A 12325-nucleotide genomic window follows, 5' to 3' on the forward strand; every position below is an offset into this window, starting at 1 on the left:
TTACGCCGCATTTGCCATGAATGCGTCACGCCAGTCATGAACAGTATCGCCATACCTTTCACAGTAAATTCCTGATCATATACGCAACGCCGTTTTGATCATTTGTCAATGTAACGGCATCAGCGATCTCTTTAATATCTTCTCTCGCATTCCCCATCGCTATGCCTTTTCCGGCCGCCTGAAGCATTGAATAGTCATTTAAGCTGTCACCGACCGCGGCGGTTTCAGCCATCGGAATGCCGAGCTTTTGCGCCAGCCGTTTGAGCGCCTGCCCTTTAGAGGCGTTTCGAGACGCCAGTTCGAAGTTGTGATCGGCAGAGCTGACAAGGGTGAGATCTTTCTGACCGCTGAATCGGTCCCAGCCCGCTTTCAGCTTCCGCTCATCAAACGAAAATCCGAGAATATTATAAAAATCCAGATGCTCTTCTTTCTCAAAGAGCTCACGGTATGAATGAATGTAAGCAAAGCCGGACTGGCTGTATTGCACTGAAGCCGCCTGTTCCAAAACAGAAAGATCGGTTTCCGGATTGGCGCTTTTCACCCGGTCCATTTCGATATCGAGCAGCTGCCTGCCGGTTTCAGGCGTATAGATGGCTTTGTTTGTAAACACCTCATAATAATATTGATTCTCTTCAAGCCATGACAAAATGCCGCGGGCTCTTGATTCTTCAATCGCTTCACAGTGGTACAGGCTGCCGTCAGGAGCATGAATGACGGCTCCGTTTGCGCTGATAATCCATGTTTTTATGCCGAGCGGTTCGAATATGGAGTGCACATCAAAATGCGCGCGTCCCGTGGAAACCACGATTTCAATTCCCGCTTGCCGGGCTTCCCTTAAAGCCCGCTTGTTTTCATCGCTTACTTGATGACTGCTGTTCAGCAGTGTGCCGTCCAGATCTATGGCAATCAGTTTCACATGTCCTCATCCTCTTCTTCAGATTCAGTTACAAGCAATTCTACGCCGTGCCGGTCGAGCAGATCGCAAAAATCCTGATCAGGCAGCCGATCGGTAATCAGCAGGTCAACCTCGTGCAGGTCTGCATACTGATAAAAACTCGTACGGCCAAGCTTCGAGTGATCACTCAGCGCAATCACCTGTTCAGCCTGTCGGATCATTTTACGCTTTACCATGCCGTCTTCTTCATGCGGAATCGTCAGGCCGTTTTCCGAGATGCCGACAACGCCGATCAGCACCTTATCAGCGTGATAATCCCCCAGTTTTTCTACAACGGAAGCCCCGTATAAAAACCGGTGTTCCTTCTGGAGCTTTCCGCCGAGCAGGTGAATATCAATTCCCTCTTTTGCGGAAAGGATATCGGCCTGATTGATCGAATTTGTAATAACAGTGCAGCCGGTGACATTTAAATGCTCCGCGCAGGCCTGCACGGTTGTCGAGGTGTCCAGGATGATCCGGTCCCCTTTATGGATCAGGGATGCGGCCAGCTTGCCGATTTTGTTTTTCTCTTCAGAAACGGTTTTCAGCCGGCCCGAATAGCCTGGAACTTCCTGATTCACTGACGGCAGAATCGCGCCGCCCCGTGTTCTGATAATGGCCCCTCGCTCTTTCAGCTTTACAAGGTCCCTTCTTGCGGTATCTCTTGAAATATGAAGCAGCGAACATATCTGTTCTGCGGTGATCCGCCGGTGCTGTTTCAAATATTCCATTATCGCAATCAGTCTTTCTTCTTGATACACGTCCTCATTCCCTTTTTTCGTCACTTATCTGTAAGTAATTATAAGTTTTTATCCCAATATATTCAATGTTTTTAAGTATTTATAAGCAAAATCACTTCTTTTTAACCATTTTTCAGCTTCCGCACAAAAAAACCAGTCTTTCGACTGGCGAGTGGGAAGGAGGTATTGCGGGGCCCGCTGAAAGGCGGGAAATCGAGGAAAAAAGCATGCTATTCAGCCAGCGGCTCTTTCCGTTTCTGATCCATAAACCGAACGGTATCAGCCATGACCTCGGTCACATAAACTTTTACGCCGTCTGTCTTTTCATAGCTTCTCGTCTGGATTCTGCCGCTTACACCGACCATTGACCCTTTTTGGCAGTACAATGCCGTGTTTTCAGCGTTTTTTCTCCAGATGGTGCAGTTGACGAAGTCGGTTCCGGTTTCACCCGACGCGCTTTTAAAATTGCGGTTTACCGCCAACGTAATATGCGCGACGGGAATGCCCGCTGATGTAAAACGGAGCTCCGGATCTTTCGTCAGCCGGCCGACAAGCATAACGTGGTTAAACAAGCCGTATCCTCCTCTCTTTTTCGAGGCTGGCTTCATTGTAGTACAAGGGCTCATGAAAGCAAAAAGCGGAAAAAGCCGTTATCCGTTTAGGCTGCTTTTATGTTTTTGTTTTTCTTTCTGATAAAAAAAACTTTTGTTTTTGACCGCTTATGTAATATGTATTTTTGAGCAGCCGCGAGAAAAGTTTCGTTTTGAGCCAGTCTTTCTCAAACATGCGGACAAACTTTCCGCCGTCCCATGCGAACCAGTAAAAACTCAGCTTTTTATCAGTCAGTGAAAGCTGAATTTTATACTGTTCCATGCGGTCTTTTGTTTCATATAAAAAGACGACATTTCCCCTTCTGTTAAGATGCACCTCACAATCTTCCTTTTTGCATACCAAGTAGGAATGATCGTCTTTTCGCCTTGAACCGTCTTCTATATAGATTTCCTTCAGGCGCAATTGATTCATAAGCATCTCTCCATGACCATATTCTTTTACATTATAATGAAAAAATAGAAATGATTAAATGTTGACCGCCTACAAAAATGATGAAGCATGTCTTACAGCATTTTCCCGGGAAAAATGATATGTGTTATAATAAATGAACGAAAAACATGGACAACAGGGGTGAAAATAAGAGATGAAAACCTTTAAACTGGTTGATCTGAATGTGGAACGTTTAGATAAAGACGATCAGCCGATTGAACAGTTTCCCCTTTTAGACGGATTGATTATCAACAAAGAGGACGGAGAAAATCACTGGTTAATTGAAGCACTGGTCCCGGCCGAACACTTTTCTTTTTTTGACATGCTGATGAAAAGCCAGAAAGAAGCGAAGGTGTTTGTAACGATTACGAAAAAAAGCAACCGCCCCGCCCAGCTGACGGGAAGCATCAAAAATATCGTGGAGCTGGAAAAGAGTATACAAGTTTTAATTTACGGTCAAATGGTGTCAAGAAACCACCCCGGATCAGAAAGCATTCTGGAGTCGCTCGTAAAAGAAGGCTACTCGGGCAGCCGGCTGATTGAAGCGTTTAAACAAAAATTATAATCATAAAAAAGGCCGGACGTTAATCATCCAGCCTTTTTTGTGCCCTAGTCATTGTGAGGAGCCCGCTGTTTCAGCAGATCTCTGATTTCAGTCAGCAGTTCTGTCTGCTGATCTGTGTCTTCTGCTTCTTCAGCCTCTTCTTCTGCTTCTTTTTTACGTCTCAGCTTGCCTATTGTGCGGATCACGATAAAGATAGAAAATGAAATAATGAAGAAGTTCACAATCGTTTGAATGAAGCTTCCGTACTTGATATGGGCATCGCCGAATGTCACCGCCAGCCCTGAAAAATCAAGACCGCCAAGAAGCAGGCCGACAAGCGGCATGATGATGTCTTCAACGAGCGACGTCACAATTTTGCCGAAAGCGCCGCCGATGACGACACCGATTGCCAGATCCATGATATTGCCCCGCATCGCAAAGCTTTTAAATTCTGACCACATTACATTCACCCCTTTCTATACAAAATGGGCTTTTTTATAAGCCCATCTGTTTGTTTTTATTCTCCGAGCGCAAAGGTTAATTCAGCTTCACACACGAGCTCGCCGTCAACTTTGGCAACGCCTTTTCCGCGTCCGATCGTACCGCGTGCACGTGTAATGTCCACTTCAAGCTCCAGCTTGTCACCCGGTTTTACCTGCTTTTTGAAACGGCAGTTATCAATCCCCGCAAAAAACGCGAGTCTGCCCCGGTTTTCTTCTTTAATCAGCATCGCCACAGCTCCGACCTGCGCCAAAGCCTCTACGATTAATACGCCCGGCATAACAGGGTATTCAGGAAAATGGCCGTTAAAAAAATCTTCATTCGCCGTCACATTTTTATATCCCGCCGCCCGTTTTCCTTCTTCGACTTCCGTAATTCTGTCTACCAGAAGAAACGGATAGCGATGGGGAATAATTTCTTTAATTTGCTGAGTATCAAGCATTCTCTTGACATCTCCTTCATCGACAATAGTATGTATAGAAGGTATAAGTGGTAACCAATCTGTACATTTGGAAGTATATTATGAATCAATTTCTTTTTCAACCGCGCTGTAAACTGTAACCAGCTGGCAATGAGCCTCGTCCATTAATGTGTTATGATAAATAAAGATTTTTACCCTATGCAAAGAGGTTGGAAGATGATTGCTAAGTTTACTGAAAAACGCACGCTGGTGATGCTGAATGAGTGGTATGACGCCATGGGAAAACGCCAATTCGATCTAGCCCGTTCCCTTCACGAACAAATCAATCAGCATCTCCCCAAATTACAAAAGAATGCAAAGCTCAATCTCAGATATCAGCTGTTTTTCGCACGGTTTCAGCTGCTGTTTGAGAAAAAAGACGGTCTGACTAAATTGTTCTGCGAGCTGAAGCGGCGCAAAGATGAGATGGATCATGAATTAACTTATTATTTCTATTTTTTCAAAGGGTTATTCCATATGGTGAATGGCGCTCCGAACCGTGCTGTCTGCCGCTTTAAAGAAGCTGAACAGTACCTGCCGGCCATTCAGGACCGTTTCGAAGCCGCTGAATTTTATTATAAAACAGCGGGTGCATATTACATGATGAAGTCGCCTGCGCTCTCCATTCAATATGTCAATAAAGCGCTGGAGATCTATCAAGGTGAATTCGGCTACATCAAAAAAACACTCAGCTGCCGGCTGCTTCTCGCCGTGAATTACATAGACGAGGCACGCTATGAAGACGCAGAACAGCTCTTTAATGAATCCATAAAGATAACGGACCGGATCAATGACAATAACCTGCTGTGCCACGCCTATTATAATTTTGGTTTTTTAAAGACCGCCCAGAAAAAAGATAAAGAGGCCCTCCCTTTTTACAAAAAGGTATTGGGCAATCAGCGTTTCGAGAAAGAGTCTCCCGTTTCCTACCTGCATTGTGTATACGAAGCGGTCAGAGCACTTTTTAAAACCGGATATGCCGCCGAAGGACAAACCGTGCTGCAGAAAGGTTTATACATATCTGAAAAAGTGCAGAACAAGATTATGAAATTGAAGCTGACCGCGCTCAACATACTGTACACCGCTCAGGAGGACCCGTACGACCGGTTGCAGAAGCTCGTGCTGGAGCTGCAGAAAATTGAAGCGTGGGTGGATTTGGAAGTGCTGCTTCAGGATATTACTGATTACTACAAAAAAAAGGGCGATTTTGAGAAAGCCGCATTTTTTATCATGCGCGGCTGATCAAAACGCCCCTTCTTTTATCTGACTGAGTTGATTAAGCCCAGCATTTGGTCTCCCAATGTAATCGTGCGGCTGTTCAGCTGATAGGAACGCTGAGACACGATTAGGTCGGTCATTTCTTTTGACATATCGACATTTGAACTTTCAAGCGCGCCCTGCTCCATGCCGATTGCCTGCCGGTTTGCGCCGGTAAGCTCTTCAATCGCTGAAGCACCCGCTCCGTTTACGGAAAACAGATTATCCCCTTCCGCATGAAGGGCCTGAGGATTATTGACATTGACGATGCCGAGATTAAACGTCTGCGAACGGGTTCCTGCCTGGTCTGAAGCAGTCAGCGTTCCGGTTTTGCTGATTTTCAGCTGATTCAGCGAACTGTCAATTTGTATGGGCTGGCCGTTCTCATCGAGAATTGGATTGCCTCCCGCTGTCATCAGCTGAAGCAGCCGGTCATTTCCGCCGACCGGCTTGAGGGAAAGTGAGCCGTCCCTTGTATACATCCGCCGTCCGTCCGCTTCTGCCTGAAGATATTGATAAGGTGAGGTGAACGCGATATCAAGGTCACGGTCGGTTTTTTTGATGCTTCCCTGCCCTGAGTCCAGCTGCGGAGTCATGACCGTCCCGGCGCCGAGACGCAGGCCGGGCGGCGTTTTCCGCATGTTCGGCGAATTTTCCTTTTTGTCATCTATATGGTCATACTGCTGTCTGATCAGCTCGGAAAAGCGGGAGTCCCTCGCTTTATAGCCTGTCGTATCACTGTTTGAAAGGTTGCTGCTGACTGTATCCATCTGCTGCTGAAGCTGATTTAAGGCTGTTGAAGCCGTCAGCATTGATCTGAGCATCATAATTGAACGTCCCCCATTTTGTTACACTTTGCCGATTTCATTTGCGGCTTTATCCATGCTTTTATCGTAAGCCTGAATGACTTTCTGATTGGCTTCAAATGATCTGTATGCTTCCGTCATTTCTGTATACGTGCTCGTCACGTCCACATTCGAAAGCTCCGAGACGCCTTGCTTTAATGAATACGAGACCTGGGGATTCGCCGCCGCGCTCGGCAGTTCAGAGCCGTCGGCCGTGCTGTATAGGTCATTGCCGTCCCGTTTCAGATTGCGCACGTCTTCTTCCATCCTGATGTCAATCTGCCCCGCCGGCCGGCCGTTTGTCGTGACCGTTCCGTTTTCTGATACGGTGAATTTTTCATTGTCGACTGTAATCGGCTGTCCGTTTGTTGATAAAACAAGGTTTCCGTTTATCGTAAGCTGATTGTTTTCATTTAATGAGAAAGTGCTGCTTTTTGAATAGCGGACGCCGCCCGCAGTCTGCACGGGATAAAACAGCTCGGCGTTTTCATTCGTTTCGGCATTCTTGGGAACCTGATTCTCCATAAGCGCGATATCGGTCGGCTGATCGGTCGTTTTCAGGCTTCCCTGCGTAAACAACGGTTTCAGCTCCTGCATGTATACACCTGTGTTGACGGAACCGATTTTCGTTTTTTTGTCGCCTTCTATTCGGCTCAGAAGCATCTCGGGAAAGGCGCGGATTGAACCTTGATCCTCTTTGTATCCTGACGTATTCGCGTTTGCGATGTTATTTGACAGCATTTCCGTTCTTCTCTGCTGTGTAATCATTGCGGACGTTGCGGTATATAATCCTTTTAACAAGTCTTCCACCTCTGAAATAGCATTATTTCCAGTTGCCTAACCGGAACGTTTGTTCTATAATGAAAATCAGCATTTTTTCTTATTATCGGATTTACATTCCCGTTCGTGAAGGGTTTGACAGAAAAAAACCCCATTCTTTTTCAGAATGAGGTTTTATCATCAGCTCAGTTTGCGTTTTGGAAGCTTGTCCATGTTATCCAGCATGACGCCGGTTCCGACCGCAACACAATCCATCGGGTTCTCAGCGACAAGAACGGGCACCCTCAGCTCTTCGGCAAGAAGCTGGTCAAGCCCGTTTAACAGCGCTCCCCCGCCGGTAATGATAACGCCGCGGTCGATGATGTCAGCGGACAATTCAGGCGGTGTTCTTTCAAGAACCTGCTTGGCGGCCTGCACAATGACGGCAACTGATTCACGAAGGGCTTCTTCCACTTCTTTGCTGTTTACTGTAATCGTTCTCGGCAGACCGGAAACCATGTCACGGCCGCGGATGGTGATTTCTTCATGACGTGCGTCTGGGAAAACCGTTGCGACCTTCACCTTAATATCTTCAGCGGTACGTTCACCGATCAGCAGCTTATACTCGCGTTTGATATAATTTAAGATTTCCATGTCAAACTTGTCCCCAGCCATCTTAATAGAAGAGGAGGTGACAATATCGCCCATAGAAATAACTGCGATATCTGTCGTACCGCCTCCGATGTCAACAACCATGTTACCGCTCGGCTGGAAGATTTCCATACCCGCGCCGATAGCGGCAACTTTCGGTTCTTCTTCAAGGTACACATGCTTTCCGCCGCTTTTTTCAGCTGCTTCTTTAATCGCTTTTTGCTCAACGGACGTAATATTCGTCGGGCAGCAGATCAGCATGCGCGGTTTTGAGAAAAGTCCTTTTACATTCAGCTTATTAATGAAATGTTTCAGCATGGCTTCAGTTACTTCGAAGTCTGCGATTACGCCGTCTTTCAGCGGACGGATCGCAACAATATTCCCAGGTGTACGTCCAACCATTCGTCTGGCTTCTTCACCGACAGCCAGCACTTTGCCGCTGTTTTTATCAAGTGCCACAACGGAAGGCTCATTCAGAACAATTCCTTTTCCTTTTACATGGATCAGTACATTTGCAGTACCGAGGTCAATTCCAATATCCCTTGCAAACATCTATTTATATCCTCCTTGATATCTGTTTCACAGTAAAATATCCACATTGTGCCCTAATTATATATATTATCATAATTTATCAAAAAAAAGCTGCTGAACGATATAAGTTCTTGACAAAATTTTGCGGATATTCGCGAAACCGCCCGGAGGAGAAAAAAGGGCCCGGCAGACGTCAGGCGCTACGGCTGCTGAACGGGCTCCCCTTCAAGAATTTCATCCTTCTTGTACTTTAATTTCGTCGCCTCGCCCCCCCTTAAATGTCTGATGGATTTATGATAATCGAGTATTTCTTTTACTTCATTCGCCAAGTCAGGATTGATTTCAGGCAGGCGTTCTGTCAGATCTTTGTGTACGGTACTTTTGGAAACACCAAACTCTTTCGCAATGACACGAACGGTTTTTTTCGTCTCCACGATATACTTACCAATCTTGATTGTTCGCTCTTTGATGTAATCGTGCACACCACTCGACCTCCCCAGTTGGATGTGAGAAGTGTGAAATGAGATCCGTATTCTGTAACAGATTCACTGATGATGCAGCTTCTTCGTTGTCCGATTATATAAGAAGGTTTTAGAAATATGCCCACGATCCCTCACCTCAAACACTCTCTTTGATAGGTTTGTAACAGTGTATTAGCAATGAATTGGGAATATGCTAAAAACTCAATAAGGACAAGGGGCGGGTCATAATTTTCTGCTTTTTGAACAGGGGGTTTACATCCGCGCGATCCTGCTGTAGAATGAAACAGCACAATTAGTTACTTAGGTAAGTTTTTTGAAAAGGAGAACGGAAATGATCCACGTCAACAGACGCCTCATTCATCAAATCAATCAATGCGCCCGCCTGATTACGAAGAAAGCCAATGAACGGCTGGAACCATTCGGCCTGTACTCCTCTCAATGGTCAATCCTATATTGCTTAAAAACGTTCGGACCGATGACCCAAAAAGAAATCTGGTCCTATCTGAACGTAGAGGCGCCGACCGTTACCAGAACGATCAAACGCCTTGAAGAAAACGGCTGGATTCAGCGGGAACAGGGAGAAGACAAGCGGGAAAAGCTCGTCGTCCTGACGAAGGAAGCTGAATTGAAATACAACAGCATCAATCAAGAGATGCTGAAGTTCGAGGAAGACATGCTTGCGGATTTCCAAGATGGAGATAAGGAAGCTTTTTCTGAGTTTCTGAATGTGTTTTTAACGAAATAAAAAAGAAAGGGAAGTGCTGTACTTTTGAGTAAATCTGACTCGATCTGGACCAAAGATTTTATTATGGTCGTACTCGTGAATTTATTTGTCTTTGTGTTCTTTTATACATTTTTGGCCGTGCTGCCTATCTATATGATTCAGGAGCTTGGCGGCAGTGAATCACAAGGAGGGCTTTTGATCAGCCTGTTCCTGTTATCTGCTATTATCACCCGTCCTTTTTCAGGGGCAATTATTGAACGGTTCGGCAAGAAAAGAATGACGATTGTATCTCTGGCGCTGTTCGCCCTGTCTTCTTATCTGTATTTGCCGATACACAATTTCTATCTGCTGCTCGGACTGCGTTTTTTCCAAGGCATCTGGTTCAGCATTTTAACGACGGTCACGGGCGCAATTGCCGCTGACCTTATTCCCGCCAAGCGGCGCGGCGAGGGGCTCGGTTATTTCGCGATGTCTATGAACCTTGCCATGGCGATCGGTCCGTTTCTCGGACTGAGCCTTGTGAAAGTCATATCGTTCCCGGTTTTCTTTACGCTTTTTGCCGTATTTGTTTCTTTAGGCTTACTGATTGCTTTTATGATTCGTGTGCCGGATCAAAACAACAGCGGAACGACTGTCTTCCGTTTTTCTTTCTCCGACATGTTTGAAAAAGGCGCGCTTAAAATCGCGATTGTCGGGTTGTCCATTTCTTTCTGTTATTCAAGTGTGACTTCATATTTATCCGTTTATGCAAAGACGATCCACCTGTTGGATGTCAGCGGCTATTTCTTCGTCTGTTTCGCCGTGACGATGATGGCCGCCCGTCCTTTCACAGGAAAGCTGTTTGACAGAGTGGGGCCGGGAATCGTCATCTATCCGTCGATTATCGTGTTCTCCGCGGGGCTTTGCATGCTGGCGATGACAAACAGCGCCCTCATGCTTCTCTTGTCCGGTGCCGTAATCGGTCTCGGATACGGCTCTATCGTACCGTGTATGCAGACGCTGGCGATTCAGAATTCGCCCGGACACCGTTCAGGCTTTGCGACGGCTACCTTCTTCACTTTCTTTGACAGCGGGATTGCCGGCGGGTCATATGTATTCGGCCTCTTCGTCGCTTCGGCCGGATTCCATTCGATTTATCTGGCAGCGGGGCTGTTCGTCCTGATTGCTTTGCTCCTGTATGGCTGGAGCCAGAAAAAAAGAACGCCGCTTGAAGCGGACGGAAACGTTTCAATCGCAGACTGATATGACAAAAAGCCGGGGGGCAGCCCCCGGCTTTTTTTATTCGGCCGCTCTTTCCCGCACGATTCGCCCCTCCGCTTTTACATAAGGAGGATGAATGTACATAAGCGCCGTATAACCGAGACATGACAAAATGACACCCGCAAACCAGGAAATATCATAGATGCCGGCGAACGCCGGGACGTACATCCCGATTAAAGAAATAAACGCGCCGAGAAAGGTCGCGGCAAAGGCCCGGTAATTATAGCCTTTGTAATAAGTGTACTGTCCGGTTTCCGAATAAAGGTCTTCAACTGAGAGCTGCCTTTTTCTGATGATAAAATAATCAGCCATCATCACCCCGGCCACCGGTCCGAGCATCCCGCCGATGAGTCCGAGAAACGCATATACATTCGTGGCGCTCTCCATCAGCTTCCACGGTATTGTGAACAGAGCCAAAACGGCGGTCAAATACCCTCCCCTTCTGAATGTAATATACTTCGGCAGGACATTCGCCAAGTCATAGGCCGGTGACACGATGTTTGCCGCCACGTTAACCGAGACGGCGGCGATGCAAAGTGTGATGACCGAAAGAGCGATGACGAAAGGATTATCAAACCGGGCCAAAATCTCCACCACATCCCAAATCGGTTCTCCGAATGCTACCTGTGATCCGGATGTCACCGTGATGCTTGCAAACGCAAACAGCGCAAATGTTCCCGGCAGCCCGTAAAACTGGCCGCGAATCTGTTCTTTTTGCGACGCGGCGAACCGGGTGAAGTCAGGGATATTCAGGATCAGCGTCGCCCATATTCCGATAATTCCCGTCACTCCGGCGGCGAACGGCCAAAACGTTTCAGAAAAGGTATGGAACTTTCCCGGCTGTGAGTAAATCGGACCGAGCCCGCCGGCAATATCTATCGCCCACCAGACCATGCCGCCGAAGACGAGATATACAAGCGGGCCCGCCCACACTTCAAATTTTTTGATCGATTCCATGCCGTGCCGCAGCACAAGCAGATGAATCCCCCAAAAGAAAATGAACGACAGAAAGCCCGGCAGATGAAGCCCGAATATATTCCAATCTCCGCCGAGACTCCCCCAGCCAGGCCATATGTTCAAAAGCAGAATGTGTAAAGCCGTGCTCCCGGCAAATGTTTGAATTCCGAGCCACATGATGGCTGTAAACGCCCTGAGAAGCGCCGGAATGTTAGCGCCGTATATTCCGTAAGAGGCCCTGATAATGACCGGAAAAGGCAGGCCGTATTTCGTTCCGGCATGGCCGTTCAAGGCCAAAGCGGCGAACAAAATCAGTGACGCCGTCACGATAATGGCGAGCACCTGCCACGGAGAAAGGCCGATCGCAATGAGCCCGCCCACAGTCGCGTAGGTCGGGATATTATGAATACACCCCATCCAGATGGATGCAAAATTCACTGCTTTCCATGTCCGTTCGCCGTCTTCTAAAGGCAGTAAATCTTTGTTGCTTAGCCGATCACTCATTGTTTTTTTCATTTTCTCCCTCCCGCATGTACGTTTTCCTTACATCACATGTGAAAAAATATAACTGAAAATTCCGTAAATAACATTGGTTGCTGTCGACAATAATCGTTTTGTTTTTTGAGCACATTACACAAA

At 46.8% G+C, this 12325-nt stretch carries 15 protein-coding genes; 4 read left to right on the plus strand and 11 right to left on the minus strand.

Annotated elements, in window-relative coordinates; genetic code table 11:
* Positions 1 to 58: 58 nt before the first annotated feature.
* The 4 genes from OWN49_RS07740 to OWN49_RS07755 all read right to left on the minus strand — a co-directional run bounded on the left by OWN49_RS07740 (position 59) and on the right by OWN49_RS07755 (position 2697).
* Positions 59 to 916 (minus strand): Cof-type HAD-IIB family hydrolase, encoded by an 858-nt coding sequence (locus tag OWN49_RS07740; protein WP_176283579.1) that lies wholly within the window; start codon positions 914 to 916, stop codon positions 59 to 61.
* On the minus strand, positions 913 to 1695 hold the full coding sequence (locus OWN49_RS07745) for a DeoR/GlpR family DNA-binding transcription regulator (RefSeq protein WP_003151250.1): 783 nt from the start codon (positions 1693 to 1695) through the stop codon (positions 913 to 915). Before OWN49_RS07745 ends, OWN49_RS07740 begins: the two co-directional genes overlap by 4 nt.
* Positions 1696 to 1904: 209 nt before the next feature.
* Positions 1905 to 2246: a single-stranded DNA-binding protein gene (locus tag OWN49_RS07750; protein WP_003151249.1), complete on the minus strand. Its 342-nt coding sequence runs from the start codon at positions 2244 to 2246 to the stop codon at positions 1905 to 1907.
* Positions 2247 to 2343: 97 nt separating this feature from the next.
* Positions 2344 to 2697 carry a hypothetical protein gene (locus OWN49_RS07755; RefSeq protein ID WP_003151247.1) on the minus strand — a complete coding sequence of 118 codons (354 nt, stop codon included), beginning with the start codon at positions 2695 to 2697 and terminating at the stop codon, positions 2344 to 2346.
* A gap of 172 nt (positions 2698 to 2869) precedes the next feature.
* Here OWN49_RS07755 and OWN49_RS07760 point away from each other — a divergent pair, with 172 nt between their 5' ends.
* Positions 2870 to 3280: a YwpF-like family protein gene (locus tag OWN49_RS07760; protein ID WP_003151245.1), complete on the plus strand. Its 411-nt coding sequence runs from the start codon at positions 2870 to 2872 to the stop codon at positions 3278 to 3280.
* Between the two features lie 44 nt (positions 3281 to 3324).
* Here the strand turns inward: OWN49_RS07760 and mscL are convergent, their stop codons facing one another.
* Positions 3325 to 3720 carry a large conductance mechanosensitive channel protein MscL gene (gene mscL, locus OWN49_RS07765; protein WP_015418395.1) on the minus strand — a complete coding sequence of 132 codons (396 nt, stop codon included), beginning with the start codon at positions 3718 to 3720 and terminating at the stop codon, positions 3325 to 3327.
* 56 nt (positions 3721 to 3776) lie between these two features.
* Positions 3777 to 4202, minus strand: coding sequence for a 3-hydroxyacyl-ACP dehydratase FabZ (fabZ, locus tag OWN49_RS07770; RefSeq protein ID WP_003151242.1), 426 nt, complete (start codon positions 4200 to 4202; stop codon positions 3777 to 3779).
* 195 nt (positions 4203 to 4397) lie between these two features.
* Between fabZ and OWN49_RS07775 the strand changes: the two genes are divergently transcribed.
* A complete protein-coding gene (locus OWN49_RS07775; protein ID WP_060673909.1) occupies positions 4398 to 5462 on the plus strand; it encodes a response regulator aspartate phosphatase in 1065 nt (354 codons plus the stop codon).
* 17 nt (positions 5463 to 5479) lie between these two features.
* Here the strand turns inward: OWN49_RS07775 and OWN49_RS07780 are convergent, their stop codons facing one another.
* The 4 genes from OWN49_RS07780 to spoIIID all read right to left on the minus strand — a co-directional run bounded on the left by OWN49_RS07780 (position 5480) and on the right by spoIIID (position 8745).
* Complete coding sequence (locus tag OWN49_RS07780; RefSeq protein ID WP_176283648.1) at positions 5480 to 6301, minus strand: flagellar hook-basal body protein; 822 nt, start codon at positions 6299 to 6301, stop codon at positions 5480 to 5482.
* A 24-nt stretch (positions 6302 to 6325) separates the two neighbouring features.
* Positions 6326 to 7123, minus strand: a complete 798-nt coding sequence (locus tag OWN49_RS07785) for a flagellar hook-basal body protein (protein WP_007614310.1) — start codon at positions 7121 to 7123, stop codon at positions 6326 to 6328.
* Between the two features lie 159 nt (positions 7124 to 7282).
* On the minus strand, positions 7283 to 8284 hold the full coding sequence (mbl, locus tag OWN49_RS07790) for a cell shape-determining protein Mbl (RefSeq protein ID WP_003151237.1): 1002 nt from the start codon (positions 8282 to 8284) through the stop codon (positions 7283 to 7285).
* Between the two features lie 179 nt (positions 8285 to 8463).
* Positions 8464 to 8745, minus strand: a complete 282-nt coding sequence (gene spoIIID / locus OWN49_RS07795; protein WP_003151236.1) for a sporulation transcriptional regulator SpoIIID — start codon at positions 8743 to 8745, stop codon at positions 8464 to 8466.
* A 331-nt stretch (positions 8746 to 9076) separates the two neighbouring features.
* Between spoIIID and OWN49_RS07800 the strand changes: the two genes are divergently transcribed.
* Positions 9077 to 9490, plus strand: coding sequence for a MarR family winged helix-turn-helix transcriptional regulator (locus tag OWN49_RS07800; RefSeq protein WP_176283580.1), 414 nt, complete (start codon positions 9077 to 9079; stop codon positions 9488 to 9490).
* A 24-nt stretch (positions 9491 to 9514) separates the two neighbouring features.
* Positions 9515 to 10711: an MFS transporter gene (locus OWN49_RS07805; RefSeq protein WP_024085905.1), complete on the plus strand. Its 1197-nt coding sequence runs from the start codon at positions 9515 to 9517 to the stop codon at positions 10709 to 10711.
* A 36-nt stretch (positions 10712 to 10747) separates the two neighbouring features.
* Here the strand turns inward: OWN49_RS07805 and OWN49_RS07810 are convergent, their stop codons facing one another.
* The gene (locus tag OWN49_RS07810; protein WP_102422818.1) at positions 10748 to 12202 is read right to left on the minus strand and encodes an NCS1 family nucleobase:cation symporter-1; all 1455 of its coding nucleotides are present in this window, start codon (positions 12200 to 12202) and stop codon (positions 10748 to 10750) included.
* Positions 12203 to 12325 lie beyond the last annotated feature (123 nt).

This window comes from Bacillus sp. NEAU-242-2 (assembly GCF_027853835.1).
Taxonomy (GTDB): Bacteria; Bacillota; Bacilli; order Bacillales; family Bacillaceae; genus Bacillus; species Bacillus velezensis.

What these genes read in the sequence shown, in the direction of transcription:
- OWN49_RS07755 (WP_003151247.1), bottom strand. Translation starts at nt 2,697, where the DNA reads ATGAATCAATTGCGCCTGAAGGAAATCTATATAGAAGACGGTTCAAGG.
- OWN49_RS07760 (WP_003151245.1), top strand. Translation starts at nt 2,870, where the DNA reads ATGAAAACCTTTAAACTGGTTGATCTGAATGTGGAACGTTTAGATAAA.
- mscL (WP_015418395.1), bottom strand. Translation starts at nt 3,720, where the DNA reads ATGTGGTCAGAATTTAAAAGCTTTGCGATGCGGGGCAATATCATGGAT.
- fabZ (WP_003151242.1), bottom strand. Translation starts at nt 4,202, where the DNA reads ATGCTTGATACTCAGCAAATTAAAGAAATTATTCCCCATCGCTATCCG.
- OWN49_RS07775 (WP_060673909.1), top strand. Translation starts at nt 4,398, where the DNA reads ATGATTGCTAAGTTTACTGAAAAACGCACGCTGGTGATGCTGAATGAG.
- OWN49_RS07780 (WP_176283648.1), bottom strand. Translation starts at nt 6,301, where the DNA reads ATGCTCAGATCAATGCTGACGGCTTCAACAGCCTTAAATCAGCTTCAG.
- mbl (WP_003151237.1), bottom strand. Translation starts at nt 8,284, where the DNA reads ATGTTTGCAAGGGATATTGGAATTGACCTCGGTACTGCAAATGTACTG.
- OWN49_RS07800 (WP_176283580.1), top strand. Translation starts at nt 9,077, where the DNA reads ATGATCCACGTCAACAGACGCCTCATTCATCAAATCAATCAATGCGCC.
- OWN49_RS07810 (WP_102422818.1), bottom strand. Translation starts at nt 12,202, where the DNA reads ATGAAAAAAACAATGAGTGATCGGCTAAGCAACAAAGATTTACTGCCT.